Origin of the sequence: Vitreoscilla filiformis, assembly GCF_002222655.1 — a bacterium.
Classification (GTDB): Bacteria; Pseudomonadota; Gammaproteobacteria; order Burkholderiales; family Burkholderiaceae_C; genus Ideonella; species Ideonella filiformis.
In genome coordinates this window covers 3,136,387-3,154,750 of record NZ_CP022423.1, presented here as the reverse complement: position 1 = coordinate 3,154,750, position 18,364 = coordinate 3,136,387, and the positions used below count along the sequence as shown (strand labels likewise).

Sequence of the window (18,364 nt, the reverse complement as noted above, 5' to 3'; positions counted from 1 at the left end):
TGTGCGTTTTCAGCACTCCGAAGGCTTAAAACCGATGCGCCGAAAAATTCCCTCCACCGCCGCCCTGGCCGCGTTTGAAGCGGCAGCGCGGCATTTGAGTTTTACCCGCGCCGCCGCCGAGCTGTCGGTGACACAAAGCGCCATCTGCCGCCAAGTCGCCACGCTGGAGGACTTTTTGGGCGTGAAGCTCTTCAAGCGCAGCCAGCGCGGCGTGAGCCTGACGGACGCCGGCCAGCGTTACGCCCGGCGCGTCGCCGCCCGGCTGGACGAGGTGGAGCGGGACACGTTGGATCTCATCACCACCGCCAAAGCCCCCAGCGGCCACGCCGCCGAGGTAGCTGGCACGCTGGAGCTGGCCGTGGTGCCCACCTTCGCCACCCAATGGCTGCTGCCGCGCCTGCCGGACTTTGCGGCGCGTTACCCCGGTGTGGTGCTGCACTTCACGCCACGCACGCGGCCCTTCTTGTTTGCCGACACGGTGTTGGATGCCGCCATCCTGCCCCTGCCCGGCGATGGTGTCTGGCCCGGCACCGAAGGCCAGTGTTTGCTGGACGAGGTGCTGATTGCGGTGGCCGCGCCACGTTTCTTGCCACCGGGGCGCACGCAGCTCACGCCGCAGGAGTTGGCGGCGCTGCCGCTGTTGCAGGCCAGCACGCGGCCCTATGCGTGGCGGCAGTGGTTCGCCTCGCTCGGGCTGGAAGTGGCGCACGACATGGCCGGGCCGCGCATGGAGCTGTTTTCCATGTTGATGGAAGCGGCGGCGCAAGGCTTGGGCGTGGCCTTGGTGCCGAGCTTGCTGGTGGAGCGTGAGCTGGCCAGCGGGCGTTTGGTGCGCGTGCTCGAACACCGTTTCATGAGTGACCGGCGGTATTTTTTGTTGTATCCGCCGCACAAGGCCGAAGGGGCGGTGTTGGGGGCGTTGGCGGGGTGGTTGGTGGCGCAGACTGCACCCACCAAGGGGCAGTGACCCTTTCTGGTGCAGCACTGGTTACGTTGATGCTACGGGCTCCCCCTCTCCCCTTGTGGGAGAGGGCTGGAGAGAGGGGAACGAACATCAAAACAACGCACCTCACCGCTGCGCCGCCAACAACCACCCCCCCGCCCCGATGAACACCCCCGCTGTCGCCCGGTTCAACCGTGCCGCCGCCCGGGGCGAACTGATGAAGCGCCGCAACTGCTGCCCGCCCAGCCCGTACACCAGCGAGGACACAAACTCCGCCGCCAAGTACGTGCCGCCCAGCGTCACAAACTGCATCGCAGCGGGGCGGCTCGGGTCAATGAACTGCGGAAAAATCGCCGCAAACAACAGCATCGCCTTGGGGTTGCTGATGCCGAGCCAAAACTCCCGGCGCATCAATTCTTGCGCGGTGAAACGCTGCGTCGTGTCCCCGTCAGGCCCAGCGGCCAGCGCACCACCCAAAGAACCCGCACTGCGCCACGCTTGCCAACCCAGCCAGAACAAGTACGCCGCCCCCACCCACTTCATCACGTTGAACGCCGCTTCGGACGCCAACAGCATCGCCCCCAGCCCCAGGCCCGACAGCGCCAAAAAAATCGCAAACGCCACCGCCCGCCCCACCGTGCCCAGCAACGCCGCGCCCACACCTTGGCGAATGCCGTGATTCAACGCACAAAAATTGTTCGGCCCCGGCGTCAAAGAGATCGCCACCGCCACCGGGAAAAACAACAACGCATCCATGCAGACCACCTCCGGCGGCGATCATAGAAGCCCAGGGATGCCGTTACCATCCAGCCGTGCATCCCGCTTCCCCCCTCCCGCTGCCCGACACGCTGCACCCCGTCGAAACCCCAGAAGGGGTGATGCTGTGGCTGCGCCCCGCTGGTGCCGTGCCACGTCTGCTGGCCGGGGGGCTGGACATGCTGTTTCGCGCCCTGATTTTCATCGTCGCCTCCTTGCTGCTCGACCATTGGGGCAGCTTGGGCACCGGCTTGCAGTTGCTGCTGTTTTTCCTGCTGGAGTGGTTTTACCCGGTGCTGTTCGAGTGCCTGCCCGGCTCGGCCACGCCGGGGAAGCGGTTTGTGGGTTTGCGCGTCGTCATGGGCAGCGGCCTGCCGGTGACGCTGGGCGCTTCGCTGCTGCGCAACGTGCTGCGGGCGGTGGACTTCCTGCCCACCGCCTACGCCCTGGGCACCCTGTGCATGCTGCTGAGGCCGGACTGCCGCCGCCTCGGCGATCTCGTGGCGGACACCCTGGTGGTGTACCGCAGCGCTCCCGGCTGGCAGCGTGCGTGGCCGCCTGGGCCGGCTGCCGCACCGGCCCGGCCACTCAGTGCTGCACAGCAAGCCGCCATCCTGGGTTTGGCCGAACGCTGCGAGCGCCTCTCGCCCGAACGGTTCAACGAACTGGCGCAGCTCGCCCACAGCGTGCTGCCCACCGAGCTGCCGCCGGACACCCCTGCGGGTGAGCGGCTTCTCGCCCTGGCCCGCTGGCTCGCCGGCCAGCGCAACGATGGATGAAAGGACGCAGGCTCCCATGATGTCCGCCCTGGCGTTTGAAGCGCAGTACCGTCCGCAGTGGGAACAATTGCGCCAAGCTCTGGCGGGCGGCGCAAACGCCGGCACCGGCTTGACCCTGGTGCAAACCTACCGCAGCACCTGCGAGCACCTGGCCCTGGCGCGCTCACGCCACTATCCTTTGCGGCTGGTGCAGGAGCTGGAGCAACTCACCGCCCTGGCGCATCAGCATGTGTACCGCCCGCCGGCCATGCAGCCGCTGTGGGCGCTGCGCCGCTGGTGGCGAGCGGTGCCGGAAGCGTTGCGAGCACAGCGGGGGGCGCTGTGGGTGTCTCTGGCGAGTTTCGCGCTGCCGCTGCTGGCCATGCTGGCGCTGACGTGGTGGGAGCCTTCTTGGGTGTTGAGCGTGCTCAGCGCCTCGCAGGCCCACATGTTCGAACAGATGTACGGCCCCGACGTGCAAGACTTTGGCCGCCTGCGCGACGCGGGCGACGATTGGACGATGTTCGGCTACTACATCCTGCACAACATTGGCATCGGGTTTCAGTGCTTCGCCGGAGGCTTGTTGCTGGGGCTGGGCAGTTTGTTTTATTTGGTGCTGAACGGGGTCATCCTGGGGGCCGTGGCCGGCTACCTGACTCACCAAGGGCTGGGGCAGGCATTCTGGGGGTTTGTGGTGGGGCACGCGCCGTTCGAGTTGAGCGCAGTGGTGTTGGCCGGCGCTGCCGGGTTGCGGCTCGGGCAGGCGCTGCTCATGCCGGGGCGTTTGCGCCGCAGCCAAGCGTTGATCGAAGCGGGCCACGCCGTCACCCCCCTGGTGTGGGCGGTGATGGTGCTGTTGGTGGGCGCGGCGTGGCTGGAGGCGTTTTGGTCGTCGATTGTGTGGATGCCGATGTCGATCAAACTCAGTATGAGTGCCGTCGGCTGGGCCTTGGTGCTGACGTGGTTCAGCGGTTGGACGTGGCGCGGAGCGGGCGATGACCGTTGATTTGGCACCCCAATTGCAATGGAGCCTGCGCCCCCGCACCGCCCTGGAGGCGATGGATTGGGGGGTGCGCTGGGTCAGCCTCCAAGCCGGCCCGCTGGGGCGGGCGTATGGCCCGGTGGTGCTGGGGGTGTGCGTGCTGGCGGCTGGCGTGGCACTGCTGTGGACACCCTGGGCCGCAGCGGGGCTGGTGTGGTGGCTCAAACCGTGGTTGGATCGCGGGCTGTTGCAGATCCTGTCGTGCGCCATGGTGGGGTGGCCACAGGAGCGTGCCGCGCCGTGGTCGGCGCAGGGTTGGGGTGGGTGGGCAGCGCTGCGCCGCATCGTCTTGCCTTGGGAGCGTTTGTCCACCTGCCGCGCCTACATCGCCCCGGTGACGCAGTTGGAGGGCCTCAGCGGCCGCCCAGCACGACAGCGCATCAAACGCTTGCTCAGCGGGCGGCGCACCCTGGCGGTTCGCAACCAAAGCGTGTGGGCGCACATCGAGTTGCAGGGCGTGTTGGCGTTGTTGTCGCTGGGGTTTTGGTTCACGCCGTTTGTGGGGGTCGAAGCGCCGACCCGTGGCGGATTCGACGACATGTTGGACACGATCACGCCCCTGCTGTATGTGCTGATGGCCTTGCTTGTGGAGCCCTTCCACGTCGCCACGGGCCTGCTGCTGTACGCCCACCGCCGGGCGGAGCTGGAATCCTGGGATGTGGAGCAAGCCTTGCGCGGCGCCTTTGCGGAGACGGCGGCATGAAACGAGCGCTGCGCAGCGTGTGGGGCCTGTGGTTCTGCTGTGTCTGGGGACTCGCCGCCCACGCCGCCGAGCCGGTGACGCTGGAGGCCGCCCGGGCTGCTGCCTCCGCTGTGGCGGAAGACCCGCTGCTGCCCGGCATGCAACGCCAAACCGTGTGGCGCTGGCGCCCCGAGGAGGCAGCATCGGCGTCCTCGGCACCCACACCGTCCCCCTCGACCGATGTGGAGGATGACACCTGGGTGACCTTGATTCGCTGGGTGGCGTGGGGGCTGGTGGGCGTCGGTTTGGTGTGGGTGGGCGTGCGGGCGTGGCGTGAATGGCTGCGCTGGCGGCAACGCCAAACCCCGCTGGACACGCGAACGCCCCCACCGCTGTGGGTGCAGCACCTGGACATCCGCCCCGAATCCCTGCCCGCCGATGTGCCCGCCGCTGTGCGCGCCCACTGGCAAGCCGGCGATGCGCGGGCGGCGTTGGCGTTGCTGTACCGCGCCAGCCTGTCCCAGTTGGCGCACCGCTGCGCCGTGCCCTTGCACGCCAGCGACACCGAAGGCGAATGCCTTGCCGCCGCCTGGCAACACGCCCCGGCGGATGTGGCGCAATTCATGCGGGAACTCACGCCCGTTTGGAGTGGCCTGAGCTATGGTCATCACCGTCCCACCCCGCCGGTGCTGGAAGCGCTGTGCGTTCGGTATGCCACGCTGTGGCCGCTGTTGCCGCCGCCTCCTGCTTCGGGGAGCCAGGCATGAGGGCCGCCGTGGTCGATCGTTGGCGTGCTTGGCGCACCGTGTGGCCCGTCCTGGGGGTGTTGGTTTTGCTGGCGCTGGCATGGTGGGTGGCGATTCACTTGGAGCGCCACGAGGTCGAACGCTACCGCCCGCCGCAGGGCGCGGCGCTGCGGGATGAGCATTACGTTTTGCGTGAGTGGCTGCGGCGCGTCGGCGTGACGCTGGAAACCCCCCAGCACCGCACCCTGCCGCCCCCCTCGGCCACGCTGGTGCTGACCGATGCCCATTGGGACGTGAGCCGCCAGCACCGCCAAGCGGTGCGCGAATGGGTGCGTGCTGGCGGGCATGTGGTGCTCTACACCTCGGTGTTGGAGGAGGACGCGCACCCGCAATGGTTGGCCGATTGGCAGATCAAAACCCAGCACCATCTGGAAGCGCTGGAGAAACTGCGCCCGGAAGGCGCCTCATCGCCGGAAGCGGCACCCGCGTCCCGCTGTTTTCCGTTGACCGAGGCGCCCGGTCTGGCCGAATCGCGCACCGGGCGGGTGTGGCACAAGTGCGATCCGCTGCCCCAGGTGTTGACCAGCCCGCGTCCCTTGCGCTGGGGCCTGCGCGATGCCCTGGGCTGGCGTGTGCTGCGCTGGGCCGAAGGCGCGGGCCGCGTGACCGTCATCGGTGACAGCGGGCCGACCGTGGACATCCAGTTGCTGCGCGACGATCAAGCCGCCTTGGTCAGCGCCGCGTGGGATGTGCGCCCCGGCCAGCCCGTGTGGCTGTGGGCCAGCCAAGATCAACCGAACCTGTGGCATTGGCTGTGGCGCCATGCTGCGCCCGTCATGGTGCTGGGTGGGCTGGTGGTGGCGCTGGCGCTGTGGCGCGCCATGCCGCGCTTGGGGCCCTGGCGGGCGGCGCTGCCCACCGGACGGCGCGGCGCTGTGGCCCAAGTGCGCGGCACGGCGGCGTTTTTGCTGCGCCGGGATCCGGCTGCCCTGCACGCCGCCCAAGTTCAAGCCCTGAACCACGCGGTGACGCGCTGCCTGCCCGCCAGTGTGGCCCTCGACCCCACGGCCTGCTGGGCCGAGGTGGCCCGCCGCACCGCCCAAGACGAAACCCTGTTGCGTGCTGCACTCGCCGGCCCCGGCGCGGGGGCCTCCTCGCGGGCGTGGGCATCGTCTCTGCTGACGCTGGAACACACGCGCCGTCGTTTGCTGCACGCCCCGTCTTCCGATTCCCCCGTGACTTCCTCTGCCGACCATGTCCCTCACGCCTGATGTTTTGACCGCTGTTCGCAGCGACGTGGCGCGTTTACGCGCCGAGATCACCCAGGCCCTGGTGGGGCAAGAGGCGGTGGTCGATCAGCTCATCACCGCTTTGCTGGCGGCTGGCCATGTGCTGCTCGAAGGCGTGCCCGGTCTGGGCAAAACGCTGCTGGCCCGTGCCACGGCCCAAGCGCTGAGTTTGAGCAGTGCGCGCATCCAGTTCACCCCCGATTTGATGCCGTCGGACATCACCGGCCACACCGTGCTGGATGTGGCCGCCGATGGCACCCAATCCCTGCGGGTGCGGCGCGGCCCGGTGTTCACCCACTTGCTGCTGGCCGACGAAATCAACCGCGCTCCGGCCAAAACCCAAAGCGCGTTGCTCGAAGTGATGCAGGAGGGGCAGGTGACGCTCGAAGGTCGGGCCTTGTCGCTGCCGCGCCCGTTCATGGTGCTGGCGACGCAAAACCCGCTGGATGCCGAAGGCACCTATCCGCTGCCCGACGCGCAGCGCGACCGCTTCTTGATGAAACTCGAACTGGGCTACCCCGAAGCCGAGGACGAGGTGCGCGTGGTGCGCCGCGCCACCGGCACCGTGGTCGGCGACGCCTTGCCATTGGACGGCGTGCGCCCTTGTCTGGACGAGGCGCGGGTGTTGACCCTGCAACGCTGGGCCGCCGATGTGGCGGTGGACGACGCCGTGGTGGACTACGCCGTGCGCCTGGTGCGAGCCACGCGGGATCAGCCGGGTTTGTCCAGCGGCGCCGGCTCACGCGGGGCCATCGCGCTGGTGCGGTTGGGCCGCGCCTGTGCCTTGCAGGATGGCCGTGACCACGTCACCCCGGACGACATCAAACGCCACGCCCTGGCTGCCCTGCGCCATCGCGTGGTGCTGGCCGCAGACGCTCAACTCGATGGCCGGCAGATCGACGGCCTGTTGCACGAGGTGCTGGCGCGCGTCAGCGCCCCCCGGCGTTGAGGTCGGCGGTGGTGGGGTGGCGTGTGGTGCCCACGCGGCGTTTGATCGGCGCGGTGGCGGCCTGTGGGGTCGGCGTGGCAGGCGCGGCGGTGGCGGGGGCCACGCCAGCGCTGCAAGCCCTGCTGGCGGTGCTGGGTTGGCTGGCCCTGGCTGCTGTGGCGGGGTGGGACGCCTGGCGCACCCGCACCTTGCTGCACCATCATCCCCTGACCTTGACGCGCCACCTGCCCGCCGTGCTGCCGCATGGGGTGCCGCGTGAGGTGCAACTGCACCTCCAACACGAAGGCCCGCACGCTTGGCAAGCGTTGATCTTCGACGGCATCGACCCGCACTGGGACTGCACCGGCCTGCCCCTGGCCGCCACCTTGCCCGGCGAAGGCGTGAGCGTGTGCCGCTACAGCGTCACCGCCTTGCGGCGCGGGGCCGCGTCCATGGGCCCGGCGCAGGTGCGTTTGCGCACGCCGCAAGGTTGGTGGCAATGGGAGTTGGCCCTTGGTGCGTCGCAGGGGCTGCGAGTGTTCCCCGATTTCGCCGAAGTGGCCCGTTACGCCTGGTTGGCCGACAGCCGCCGCTTGGCCGATGTGGGCATCCGCAGCGCGTTGGCGCGGGGCCAAGGCACGGACTTTCGTCAACTTGCCGATTACCAGCCCGGGGACTCGGTGCGCCACATCGATTGGAAAGCCACGCAGCGGCGCGGTCATCCGGTGGTGCGCCAGTTCCAAGATGAGCGCGATCAGCGCGTGTGGCTGCTGCTGGACTGTGGCCGTCGCCAGCGCGCCGACGATGCGTTGAACCGCCCCGGCGTGCAGCAGTTCGACCGGGTGCTCAACGCCTTGCTGCTGCTGGCGCACGTGGCTTTGAAGGCGGGGGATGAGGTGGGCCTCATCACCTTCGGCCATGAACCCGGCGAAGCAGCGCGCCGGCTGGCGCCACGCAAGGGCAGTGCCACGCTCGACCAGCTCATGGCCACCCTGCACGACGTGCAGCCCGGCTGGGCACACCCGGACTTTCGCGCCGTGGCACACGAGTTGATGCAGCAAGGCAGCCGCCGCGCCCTGGTGGTGGTGCTGACGGTGCTGCGCGATGAGGACGCCCCCGAGCTGGCCGCCGCCCTGGCGCTGCTGCGCAGCCGGCATTTGGTGAGCGTGGCCAGCCTGCGCGATCCGACCTTGGCGGCCATCGCTGCGCAACCGCTGGGTGCCGCGCAAAGCGTGGCCGAGGTGGCCACGGCGCACCTGTTGGGGCAGCTCAACCGCCGCACCTTGGCGAGTTTGAGCGCCCCGGGGACGTGGCTGCTCGATGTCTTGCCCGCCGATCTGCCGGCCACGCTGGTGAACCACTACAGCATGCTCAAACGCAGCCATCGGCTCTGATCTCCCTAAAATCCCAGCCCTTCCAACCGATGCCTGATGCGCCCATGACCGACCTCGCCAAGTCCTTCGAACCCGCCGCCATTGAAGCCCGCTGGGCACCGCTGTGGGAACAATCGGGCGTCTACAAGCCGACGCTGGACGCCACCAAGCCTTCGTTTTGCGTCCAACTGCCGCCGCCCAACGTCACGGGCACGCTGCACATGGGCCACGCCTTCAACCAAACGGTGATGGACTCGCTCACGCGCTACCACCGCATGCAGGGCCATAACACGCTGTGGGTGCCGGGCACCGACCATGCCGGCATCGCCACGCAAATCGTGGTGGAGCGTCAGTTGCAAGAAAAGGGCATGAGCCGCCACGACCTGGGCCGTGAAGCCTTCCTCCAACAAGTGTGGGCGTGGAAAGAGCAAAGCGGCTCCACCATCACGCGCCAGATGCGCCGCCTGGGCGACTCGGTGAGCTGGGAGCACGAATACTTCACCATGGACGAGAAGCTCTCCAAGGTGGTGACGGAAACCTTTGTGCGCCTCTACGAAGAAGGGCTGATTTACCGGGGCAAGCGCCTGGTGAGCTGGGATCCGATCTTGAAATCCGCTGTGTCCGACCTGGAAGTGGAAAGCGCGGAGGAAGACGGCTCGCTGTGGCACATCCGCTACCCCGTGGAGGGCTCGGACGAATCGCTGGTGGTGGCCACCACGCGCCCGGAAACCATGCTGGGCGACACCGCCGCGATGGTGCATCCGGAGGACGAGCGTTACGCCCATTTGATCGGCAAGCAAGTGCGCCTGCCCATCACTGGCCGCCTGGTGCCGGTGATCGCCGATGCGTATGTGGACAAGGCATTCGGCACCGGCGTGGTGAAGGTCACACCCGCGCACGATCAGAACGACTATCAGGTCGGCCTGCGCCACGGTTTGCCGATGCTCACCATCTTCGATTTGGAAGCCAAGGTGAGCGCGAGCGAAGCGGCAGACATTCCCGCCGAGTATGTCGGCCTGGATCGTTTCGTGGCGCGTAAGCAGATCGTCGCCAAGCTGGAGGCCGAGGGCCTGCTGGTGGAGGTGAAAAAGCACAAGCTGATGGTGCCGCGCTGCACCCGCACCGGCCAGATCATCGAACCGATGCTGACCGACCAATGGTTCGTCGCCATGACCAAAGCGGGCGCCAATGGCAAGAGCATCGCCCAGGAAGCGATTGAGGTGGTGGACTCGGGCGAGGTGAAGTTCGTGCCCGAGAACTGGGTCAACACCTACAACCAGTGGATGAACAACATCCAAGACTGGTGCATCTCGCGCCAGCTCTGGTGGGGCCACCAAATCCCGGCGTGGTACGGCACGGACGGCCAATTGTTCGTCGCCCGCAACGAAGCCGAAGCGCGTGAGCAAGCCACTGCCGCCGGCTACACCGGCCCGCTGACCCGCGATGCCGACGTGCTGGACACCTGGTACAGCTCCGCCCTGGTGCCCTTCTCCAGCCTGGGCTGGCCCGCCAAAACCATCGAGCAAGACCTCTTCCTGCCCAGCAGCGTGCTGGTGACGGGCTACGACATCATCTTCTTCTGGGTCGCCCGGATGATCATGATGACCAAGCACTTCACCGGCCAAGTGCCGTTCAAGCACGTTTACATCCACGGCCTGGTGCTGGATGCGCACGGCCACAAGATGAGCAAGAGCGAAGGCAACGTGCTCGACCCGGTGGATTTGATCGACGGCATTGCCCTGCCCGAGCTGCTGGACAAGCGCGTCGTTGGCCTGCGCCGCCCGGAAACCGCGCCCAAGGTGCGCAAAGCCACCGAAAAGGAATTCCCCGAAGGCATCCCCGCCTACGGCGCCGACGCGCTGCGTTTCACCTTCGCTGCGCTGGCCTCGCTGGGCCGCGCCATCAACTTTGATTCCAAGCGCTGCGAGGGCTACCGCAACTTCTGCAACAAGCTGTGGAACGCCACGCGCTTTGTGCTGATGAACACGCAAGGCCACGACTGTGGGCTGCTGGAACATGGGCTTGACGCCTGCTCGCCGGGTGGCTACATGGATTTCAGCCCGGCGGATCGGTGGATCGCCAGCGAGCTGCAACGCCTGGAAGCCGCCGTGGCCCAAGGCTTCGCCGAGTTCCGCTTGGACAACGTCGCCAATGCCATCTACCAATTCGTTTGGGACGAGTATTGCGATTGGTACTTGGAAATCGCCAAGGTGCAGATCCAAAACGGCACCGAACAGCAACAGCGTGCCACGCGCCGCACGCTGATTCGTACGCTGGAAGCGGTGCTGCGCCTGCTGCACCCCATCACCCCCTTCATCACCGCCGAGCTGTGGGACACCGTGGCCGTGGTGGCCGGCCGCAAAACCGAGGGCGACGGCCAAAGCCTGGTGACGGCGGCCTATCCGCAAGCCAACCTCGCCAAGATCGACCCGGTGAGCGACGCTTGGATGGCCAAGCTCAAAACCCTGGTCGGTGCGTGCCGGGCGCTGCGCGGCGAAATGAACCTCTCGCCAGCCGAGCGCGTGCCGCTGATCGTCATCGGCGAGCCAGAATTCTTCGGCCAAGCCGCCCACGTGCTGAAGACGCTGGCCAAACTGAGCGAGGTGCAAATCCTCACCGATGAAGCCGCCTTCGCCCAAGCCAGCGCGATGGCGCCGGTGTCCGTGCAAGGCGCGGCGCGCATGGCGCTGAAGGTGGAAATCGACGTGGCCGCCGAACGGGCACGACTCAGCAAGGAAATCGAGCGCATCGAAAAAGAAGTCGCCAAAGCGCAGGCCAAACTCGGCAATGAGAGCTTTGTGGCGCGGGCGCCAGCGGCGGTCGTTGCGCAAGAGCAACAGCGCTTGGCAGACTTCGGTCAAACCCTGACGCGCCTGTGTGAGCAGCTCGCACGCCTGCCGCAAGGCTAATGACAGAATCCTTGCGCCCACCTGCACCAGCCCGCTGGGGGCGCAAGCGATTCAACGCAGATGTTTGATGGAAGGACTCCGTTCATGAAGATCAACAAGGCCGTCTTCCCAGTGGCTGGCCTGGGTACCCGCTTCTTGCCGGCCACCAAGGCTCAGCCCAAGGAAATGCTGCCGGTGGTGGACAAGCCGCTGATCCAGTACGCTGTGGAAGAGGCGTATGCCGCCGGCATCCGCCAAATGATCTTTGTGAACGGGCGCAACAAGCGCGCCATTCCCGATCATTTCGACACCGCTTACGAGCTGGAAGCCGAGTTGGCCGCCTCGCAGAAAAAAGAACTGCTGGCGCTGGTGCATTCCATCAAACCCGATGACATGGAGTGCATCTACATCCGCCAATCCAAGGCATTGGGTTTGGGGCATGCGGTGCTGTGCGCACAGAGCGTCGTCAACGGTGAACCCTTCGCCGTGCTGTTGGCGGACGATCTGATGGTGGGCAAGCCGCCCGTGCTCCAGCAAATGGCCAACCAGTTTGCTGAATTGCAAGCCTCCATCGTTGCCGTACAGGAAGTGCCCGCCGAGCACACGAAACGCTACGGCATCGTTGCGGGTACCCAGGTCACCGACCGGTTGATGGACGTCACGCAGATCGTCGAGAAGCCTGACCCGGATAAAGCGCCGTCGCGCCAAGGTGTGGCTGGGCGCTACATCCTCACCCCGAGCATCTTCCGCGAGATTGCCAATTTGCCACGCGGCGTGGGCGGTGAAATCCAGCTCACCGACGGCATTGCCTCGCTGATGCGCCACGAAAAAGTGTTCGCCTACCGTTATGACGGGCAGCGTTACGACTGCGGCAGCAAGGAAGGTTTCTTGCAAGCCAACGTCGAACTGGCGCTGGCGCATCCGCAGTTGGGGGACAGTTTCCGCCAGTACCTCAAGACGCTGGCGCTCTGAGCGTTCACACGCCGTCACCCCTTGAAGGCCCGCTGCACGCGGGCCTTTTTCATGCGCCCTCAGCGCCGGCGCAGAAAGTGGGTGATTTTTCCGTCCGCGTTGTGCTGGGCCAGCAGGGCGTTGCCGGTTTGTTTGGCGAAGGCTTGGAAGTCCCGCAGCGAGTTCGGGTCGGTGGCGATCACCTGCAACACCTGGCCGCTTTGCAGCTCGGCCAGCGCTTTTTTGGCTTTGAGGATGGGCAAGGGGCAGGTCAGGCCCGAGGTGTCGATGGTTTTATCGGCATCCATGGCGCGGCTCAGGCGGGGAACACGCCGGTGGAGAGGTAACGGTCTCCCCGGTCACACACGATGAAGGCGATGGTGGCGTTCTCCAACCGCTGCGCCAGTTGCAGCGCCACCCAGCACGCGCCAGCCGCCGAAATGCCGGCGAACAAACCTTCCTCGGCAGCCAGGCGGCGGGCCATGTCTTCGGCGTCGCTCTGGGTGACGTAGACCAGCTCGTCCACCCCACTCGGGTCGTAAATTTTCGGCAGGTAGGCTTCCGGCCACTTGCGAATGCCCGGAATGCGCGACCCTTCCGACGGCTGCGCTCCGACGATGCGCACCGCCGGGTTCTTTTCCTTCAGAAAGCGCGACACGCCGGTGATGGTGCCCGTCGTCCCCATGGCGCTGACGAAGTGGGTGATGCGCCCATGGGTGTCGGCCCAGAGTTCGGGGCCGGTGGTGTCGTAATGCACGGCGGGGTTGTCCGGGTTGGCGAACTGGTCAAGCACGCGGCCTTTGCCGTCGCGCTGCATCTGCTCGGCCAAATCCCGCGCCAGCTCCATGCCGCCGGACTTGGGCGTGAGGATGAGTTCGGCGCCGTAGGCCTTCATCGTCTGGGCGCGCTCGATCGACAGGTCTTCCGGCATGATCAAAATCATGCGGTAGCCCTTGATGGCCGCTGCCATCGCCAGCGCGATGCCGGTGTTGCCCGACGTGGCTTCGATGAGGGTGTCGCCGGGGCGGATGTCGCCGCGTTGCTCGGCACGGCGGATCATGTTGATGGCCGGGCGGTCTTTCACCGAGCCAGCGGGGTTGTTGCCTTCGAGTTTGGCAAGGAGAACATTGCCACGTGCGGCCAACTCGGCGCCGGGCAAGCGTTGTAGACGCACCAGCGGCGTGCGGCCGATGGCGTCTTCCAAAGTGAGGTAATCGGACATGACGGGCGGGCGAACCCCAAGGGTCGCCAAGGTCGGGGAGATGGCGCTGATTATCACGGTCACACAAAAGACTTGCGCGCCGCTCAACACATGCCATAATGGCGGCTTCTTTGCTGCTGCCGCGTGGCCTTGCTGGTCACGGAGCACCAACCCAGGCCCGGGTGGCGAAATCGGTAGACGCAGGGGATTCAAAATCCCCCGCCGCAAGGTGTGCCGGTTCGAGTCCGGCCCCGGGCACCACCCTCAGGTGGTACACATGCTTCCCCTCTGACCCTCGCAAATTTGCTACGCTGCGCATCCCGCTGACGTAGCGGTGTTGTTCTTGCGAGGGTTCATGCCACCAATCCCCCCCATTACTCAAGCGCTGCTGCTCGGTTGCACGGCGATGTTCTGTCTGCAATGGCTGCTGCCACTGGATTGGCTGGCCCTGTGGCCGCTGGGCTCCGGGCGCTTCATGCCATGGCAGCCGATCACCTATGCGCTGCTGCACGCCGACATTTGGCACCTGTTCTTCAACATGCTGGGGCTGTGGATGTTCGGCGCCGAGCTGGAAATGCTCTGGGGCCGCCGTCGTTACGTGCAGTTTTTGTTGGCCAGCGTGTTGGCTGCTGCGGTGTGCCAGGTGTTGATCGGCCTGCTCATGTCTGGCATGGCGCCGACGATTGGCGCGTCCGGTGCGCTCTATGGCCTGTTGATCGCCTCCGCCATCTTGTTTCCCAACCGCGTGGTGATGCCGCTGTTCCCTCCGATCCCCATGAAGCAGCGCACTTTCGTCATGGTGTTCGGCGGCTTGGAATTGCTGCAAGGGCTGACCGGCTTCACCGGCGTGGCCCACTTCGCTCACCTGGGCGGGATGCTGGGCGGTTGGCTGATGATGCAACACTGGCGCCGCTCGTCGGTACGCCCCTGGCGGCGCTGATATGCCCACGCGCTCATGGTGGCACGGCCCAGAGCGCTGGACGCGGGTGCTGATCGGGCTGTGCGTCCTGCTGCATCTGGTGCCAGTGGCGGTGGCTGGGTTCGGTTCATCGCCGGACGCCGCACGCAGCGTCGTGCGTGTGCTCGGGTTGGCTCGACCCGGTTCGGAAGCGTTCGAATGGTGGCAGCCCATCACCTACAGCTTTGTGCATGGCAGTTGGCTGCACCTGGTGTTCAACATGCTTGGGCTGTGGCTGTTTGCGCCGCCGTTGGAAGCCGAACGAGGGCGCACCTGGTTCCTCGAAACCTACTTCATCAGCGTGCTGTGGGCGGCGATCCTGCATGTGATCGTCTCGCCTTGGCTCGGAGCGGGCAGTGTGCTGATCGGTGCTTCGGGCGGGCTGTATGGCTTGATGGTCGCCTATGCGTGGCATTACCCGGATGAGCGCTTGCCCCTGCTGCCTGGCCTGGAGGTCAAAGCGCGGGTGCTGGCGCTGGTGTATGCCGGCATTGAGCTGTATTTGCTGTTCCCCACTTGGCTGCCCGGGGCCGCGTGGCTGGATGGCAAGCTGGGCCACATGGCCCACGTCGCGCACCTGGGCGGCATGTTGGGCGGTTGGATGTTGGGGCGGCGCCCCTCCGGGGCTGCGACTGCGACGAAGGAGAAAGTGTGATGAGCGCACAGCGTCCGCTGTACTTTGAGGATGTGTCGGTGGGGGATGCGTTTCGCAGCGGGGAGCACGCGCTGGATGAAGCACAAATCGTCGCCTTTGCCCGCCAGTTCGACCCGCAACCGTTTCACACCGACCCGGACGCCGCCGAGCACAGCTTTTTCCAAGGGCTGGCCGCCAGCGGCTGGCACACGGCGTCGATCACCATGAAACTGTTGGTGCAGAGTTTGCCGCTGGGCAGCGGGGTAATCGGTGCCGGCGGTGAGGTGACTTGGCCGCGCCCGACGCGACCAGGGGACACACTGCACGTCGTCAGCCGGGTGTTAGAGGTGGCGGCCTCCGCGTCCAAACCCGATCGGGGGCGGGTGACGGTGGAGTGCAGCACCCTCAACCAGCGCGGTGAGTTGTGCCAGCGTCTGGTGGCGCGTTTGGTGGTGATGCGTCGGCCAGGGTGAGGGCATCCAGCACATCGGGGTAACGCAGCGTCAGGCGCAGTTCGCGGTGCAGGCGCGTTGTCACCAGGCGGCGCGATTCGCTCCAAAAACTCAGTTGCACCGGCGAGAGTTGTTGTCGCGCCTGTTCCCGCGTGATGCGCGGCGGGCGGGGCAGGGCGCAGGCGTCCGCCACGGCGTCGAAGTGCTCCCCCATGCGGCGCTGGGCCGTGTCGCAGACGTGGTAGACGCGCTGCGGGCGCCCTCGCGCCAAGGCGGCCAGGCAGGCACGCGCCAAGTCGTCGGCATGGATGTGGTTGGTGAACACATCGTCGGCGGGGCACAGCAGCGGTGCGCCCCGGCGCACGCGCTCGCGTGGATCCCCGCCGACGCGATCCAGCGCATAAATGCCCGGCACACGCAAAATGCTGACGCACACACCCGCGCTGCGCCCCGCCTCGCGCCATGTGTGCTCCGCGGCGACACGGCGCCGGGCGCGGTCGGTCGCCGGGCACAGCGGGCGGATTTCATCGAACAGCGCCCCTTGGGCGTCCCCATACACACCGGTGGTGCTGGCGTACACCCAACGCTGCGGTGCAGAACGCCGGCGCAGCGCTTGGGCGAGGTGGCGGGTGCGCGGGTCGTCCGCGCCGGTGCTGGGGGGCGGGGCCAGGTGCAGCACCGCATCGGCCAGACCGGCCAAGCGGCGCAGCGTGGCCGGTTCATCCAAGTTACCCAGCAATGGCACGGCGCCGGCGGCTCTCAGCAAAGCGGCCCGTTCGGGTGAGGAGGTCAGCGCCAACACGCGCCAGCCGCGCCGGGCCGCCAGCGCCGGCGAGAGGGCGCGCAGCACGCGCAAGCCCACGTCACCGCAGCCGACGATGAGCAAGGTGGGGCGGCGTAACACAGCAGGCAAGACGGGCATGATCAGCAGGGTGCAGACGGCGATGGCGGACAATCCGCCTTCCAGTGTACGGGCCGGCTCCCGGCCCTTTTCTGTCTGTGCCGAGCCATGACGTTTCGCATCACCCTGCAACCCTCGACCCGCACGTTTGACGTGGCGGCGGATGAATCCATTCTGAACGCGGCCATCCGGGCCGGCATTGGCCTGCCCTATGGCTGCAAGGACGGCGCATGCGGCTCCTGCAAATGCAAGCTGCTTGAAGGCCAAGTGCGCCACAACACCTACGCTGACAAAGCCCTGAGCACCGACGAAGCCGCTGCCGGCCTGATCCTGAGCTGCGTGGCCGTGCCGCAATCCGATTGCGTGGTGGAAGCGCGTGGCGTGACCGCCGAGGGGGAATTCCCGGTGCTGAAATTCCCCGGGCGCGTGCTCAGCCTGCAACGCTTGGCGCCGGATGTGATGGAGGTGCGCGTTCAGTTGCCTGCCACCCAAAACTTCCAATTTAAGGCCGGGCAGTACGTGGATTTCATCCTGCGTGATGGCAGTCGCCGCAGTTATTCCATGGCCAACGCACCGCACAACTTGGGCACGCCGGCGGCCATTGAGCTGCACATCCGCCACATGCCCGGCGGCAAGTTCACCGATCAGGTGTTCTCGACCATGAAGGAAAAAGAGATCGTGCGTCTCGAAGGCCCGTTCGGCAGTTTCCATTTGCGCGAAAGGTCAGACAAACCCATCGTACTGCTGGGTTCGGGCACAGGGTTGGCGCCGCTCAAAGCCATCATCGAGCGCATGCAGGCTCAGGGCATCACCCGCCCGGCGGTGCTGTACTGGGGCTGCCGCACCGAGGCCGATCTCTACCTGAAAGACTGGGTTGAACAAGCGGTGGCGCAGATGCCCACGCTGCGCTATGTGCCGGTGTTGTCCGAGCCGGGCGCGGATTGGGCCGGGCGCACAGGGTTTGTGCATCAAGCGGTGATGGCCGATGTGCCGGATTTGTCCGGCCACGAGGTCTACGCCTGCGGCGCACCGGTGATGGTCGAATCAGCGCAGCGGGATTTCATCGCCCAATGCGGCCTGCCAGCCGACGCTTTCTTCGCGGACAGTTTTACTTCGGCTGCCGATCGCGCCGCCTCAGCGTCTTGAGCGCCGAGGGCGTGGCGATGGGCGAAACCATCGCGGTGGTGGACTTTGAAACCACAGGCATGGGCCCGCAGCATGGCGCCCGTGCCACCGAGGTGGCGGTGGTGTTGGTGCGCGGGGGCGTCATCGTCGATCGGTTCCACAGTTTGATGCGCAGCGATGTGCCGGTGCCACCGTTCGTCGCCCAACTCACCGGCATCACCAATGACCTGTTGCGCAGCGCCCCGCCCGCCGAGGAGGTGATGCGGGCGGCGCTGGACTTCACGCAGGGCGTGCCGATGGTGGCGCACAACGCGACATTTGACCGCAGCTTTTGGGTGTCCGAAGCCCGCCATGCCGGCGTGACGCTGGCACCGGTGCCGTCATTTGCCTGCACAGTGCTGCTGGGGCGGCGCATTCTGAGCGAGGCGCCCAGCCATAAACTCAGCAATTTGGCGACGTGGTGCGGCATCGAACGCAGCGGGCCGGCGCACCGGGCGCTGTCCGATGCCGAAGTCACCGCCGCGTTGTGGGTGAAGATGCAAGCCGAGTTGGCACAACGTTTCGCGGGCGAGCTGGCGGGTTGCCCTGTGAGCCATGCGTTGATGGTGCATGTGCAAGCGCTGTCCAAACACCAGTTGGACAAGGCGATTCAGCTTTGGGTGCGCCAACAAGCCAAGCGGTGAAGGGGCCGTGTCCTGGGTGTTTCCCTGAGCGGCGGGGGCTTGTGAGCTGAACGG

General features: G+C 66.5%; 19 protein-coding genes and 1 tRNA gene. 16 read left to right on the top strand and 4 right to left on the bottom strand.

The features are described 5' to 3' along the window. Positions 1-34: 34 nt before the first annotated feature. Positions 35-967, top strand: coding sequence for a LysR family transcriptional regulator (locus tag VITFI_RS14915; RefSeq protein ID WP_089417646.1), 933 nt, complete (start codon positions 35-37; stop codon positions 965-967). 102 nt (positions 968-1,069) lie between these two features. Here VITFI_RS14915 and VITFI_RS14910 read toward each other — a convergent pair whose 3' ends face one another. Further along, entirely contained in the window at positions 1,070-1,699 is a 630-nt protein-coding gene (locus VITFI_RS14910; protein WP_089417645.1) for a LysE family translocator, read from the bottom strand. Positions 1,700-1,755: 56 nt separating this feature from the next. On the opposite strand from VITFI_RS14910, the gene VITFI_RS14905 reads away from it, so the two are divergent. The 9 genes from VITFI_RS14905 to galU all read left to right on the top strand — a co-directional run bounded on the left by VITFI_RS14905 (position 1,756) and on the right by galU (position 12,377). Next, the gene (locus tag VITFI_RS14905; protein ID WP_198301514.1) at positions 1,756-2,478 is read left to right on the top strand and encodes an RDD family protein; all 723 of its coding nucleotides are present in this window, start codon (positions 1,756-1,758) and stop codon (positions 2,476-2,478) included. A gap of 16 nt (positions 2,479-2,494) precedes the next feature. After that, positions 2,495-3,463: a stage II sporulation protein M gene (locus tag VITFI_RS14900; protein ID WP_157725708.1), complete on the top strand. Its 969-nt coding sequence runs from the start codon at positions 2,495-2,497 to the stop codon at positions 3,461-3,463. Then, positions 3,453-4,202, top strand: a complete 750-nt coding sequence (locus tag VITFI_RS14895; protein ID WP_089417643.1) for a hypothetical protein — start codon at positions 3,453-3,455, stop codon at positions 4,200-4,202. The genes VITFI_RS14900 and VITFI_RS14895 overlap by 11 nt, the downstream gene beginning before the upstream one ends. Continuing rightward, complete coding sequence (locus VITFI_RS14890) at positions 4,199-4,948, top strand: DUF4129 domain-containing protein (RefSeq protein ID WP_089417642.1); 750 nt, start codon at positions 4,199-4,201, stop codon at positions 4,946-4,948. Before VITFI_RS14895 ends, VITFI_RS14890 begins: the two co-directional genes overlap by 4 nt. After that, on the top strand, positions 4,945-6,198 hold the full coding sequence (locus VITFI_RS14885; RefSeq protein WP_157725707.1) for a DUF4350 domain-containing protein: 1,254 nt from the start codon (positions 4,945-4,947) through the stop codon (positions 6,196-6,198). The genes VITFI_RS14890 and VITFI_RS14885 overlap by 4 nt, the downstream gene beginning before the upstream one ends. Next, on the top strand, positions 6,182-7,165 hold the full coding sequence (locus VITFI_RS14880) for an AAA family ATPase (protein WP_089417640.1): 984 nt from the start codon (positions 6,182-6,184) through the stop codon (positions 7,163-7,165). Before VITFI_RS14885 ends, VITFI_RS14880 begins: the two co-directional genes overlap by 17 nt. Before the next feature lie 8 nt (positions 7,166-7,173). Beyond that, entirely contained in the window at positions 7,174-8,538 is a 1,365-nt protein-coding gene (locus tag VITFI_RS14875; RefSeq protein ID WP_089417639.1) for a DUF58 domain-containing protein, read from the top strand. 44 nt (positions 8,539-8,582) lie between these two features. Next, a complete protein-coding gene (locus VITFI_RS14870) occupies positions 8,583-11,426 on the top strand; it encodes a valine--tRNA ligase (RefSeq protein ID WP_089418191.1) in 2,844 nt (947 codons plus the stop codon). An 84-nt stretch (positions 11,427-11,510) separates the two neighbouring features. Beyond that, positions 11,511-12,377 carry a UTP--glucose-1-phosphate uridylyltransferase GalU gene (gene galU / locus VITFI_RS14865; protein WP_089417638.1) on the top strand — a complete coding sequence of 289 codons (867 nt, stop codon included), beginning with the start codon at positions 11,511-11,513 and terminating at the stop codon, positions 12,375-12,377. Positions 12,378-12,436: 59 nt separating this feature from the next. On the opposite strand, the gene VITFI_RS14860 is transcribed toward galU, so the two are convergent. Further along, the gene (locus VITFI_RS14860; protein ID WP_089417637.1) at positions 12,437-12,664 is read right to left on the bottom strand and encodes a sulfurtransferase TusA family protein; all 228 of its coding nucleotides are present in this window, start codon (positions 12,662-12,664) and stop codon (positions 12,437-12,439) included. A gap of 8 nt (positions 12,665-12,672) precedes the next feature. Beyond that, positions 12,673-13,578 (bottom strand): cysteine synthase CysM, encoded by a 906-nt coding sequence (cysM, locus tag VITFI_RS14855; protein WP_089417636.1) that lies wholly within the window; start codon positions 13,576-13,578, stop codon positions 12,673-12,675. 155 nt (positions 13,579-13,733) lie between these two features. On the opposite strand from cysM, the gene VITFI_RS14850 reads away from it, so the two are divergent. The 4 genes from VITFI_RS14850 to VITFI_RS14835 all read left to right on the top strand — a co-directional run bounded on the left by VITFI_RS14850 (position 13,734) and on the right by VITFI_RS14835 (position 15,622). Then, a tRNA-Leu gene (locus tag VITFI_RS14850) sits at positions 13,734-13,818 on the top strand. A 94-nt stretch (positions 13,819-13,912) separates the two neighbouring features. Then, positions 13,913-14,497 (top strand): rhomboid family intramembrane serine protease, encoded by a 585-nt coding sequence (locus tag VITFI_RS14845; RefSeq protein WP_089417635.1) that lies wholly within the window; start codon positions 13,913-13,915, stop codon positions 14,495-14,497. 1 nt (position 14,498) lies between these two features. After that, the gene (locus VITFI_RS14840) at positions 14,499-15,170 is read left to right on the top strand and encodes a rhomboid family intramembrane serine protease (RefSeq protein ID WP_089417634.1); all 672 of its coding nucleotides are present in this window, start codon (positions 14,499-14,501) and stop codon (positions 15,168-15,170) included. Next, positions 15,170-15,622: a MaoC family dehydratase gene (locus VITFI_RS14835; RefSeq protein ID WP_089417633.1), complete on the top strand. Its 453-nt coding sequence runs from the start codon at positions 15,170-15,172 to the stop codon at positions 15,620-15,622. The genes VITFI_RS14840 and VITFI_RS14835 overlap by 1 nt, the downstream gene beginning before the upstream one ends. Here the strand turns inward: VITFI_RS14835 and VITFI_RS14830 are convergent. After that, a complete protein-coding gene (locus VITFI_RS14830) occupies positions 15,555-16,556 on the bottom strand; it encodes an NAD-dependent epimerase/dehydratase family protein (RefSeq protein WP_232476630.1) in 1,002 nt (333 codons plus the stop codon). The genes VITFI_RS14835 and VITFI_RS14830 overlap by 68 nt on opposite strands. A gap of 54 nt (positions 16,557-16,610) precedes the next feature. On the opposite strand from VITFI_RS14830, the gene VITFI_RS14825 reads away from it, so the two are divergent. Together VITFI_RS14825 and VITFI_RS14820 are read left to right on the top strand one after the other, a co-directional pair. Beyond that, a complete protein-coding gene (locus tag VITFI_RS14825; RefSeq protein ID WP_089417632.1) occupies positions 16,611-17,648 on the top strand; it encodes a CDP-6-deoxy-delta-3,4-glucoseen reductase in 1,038 nt (345 codons plus the stop codon). Further along, positions 17,645-18,310 carry a 3'-5' exonuclease gene (locus VITFI_RS14820; protein WP_198301513.1) on the top strand — a complete coding sequence of 222 codons (666 nt, stop codon included), beginning with the start codon at positions 17,645-17,647 and terminating at the stop codon, positions 18,308-18,310. The genes VITFI_RS14825 and VITFI_RS14820 overlap by 4 nt, the downstream gene beginning before the upstream one ends. The last annotated feature ends 54 nt before the right edge of the window (positions 18,311-18,364 follow it).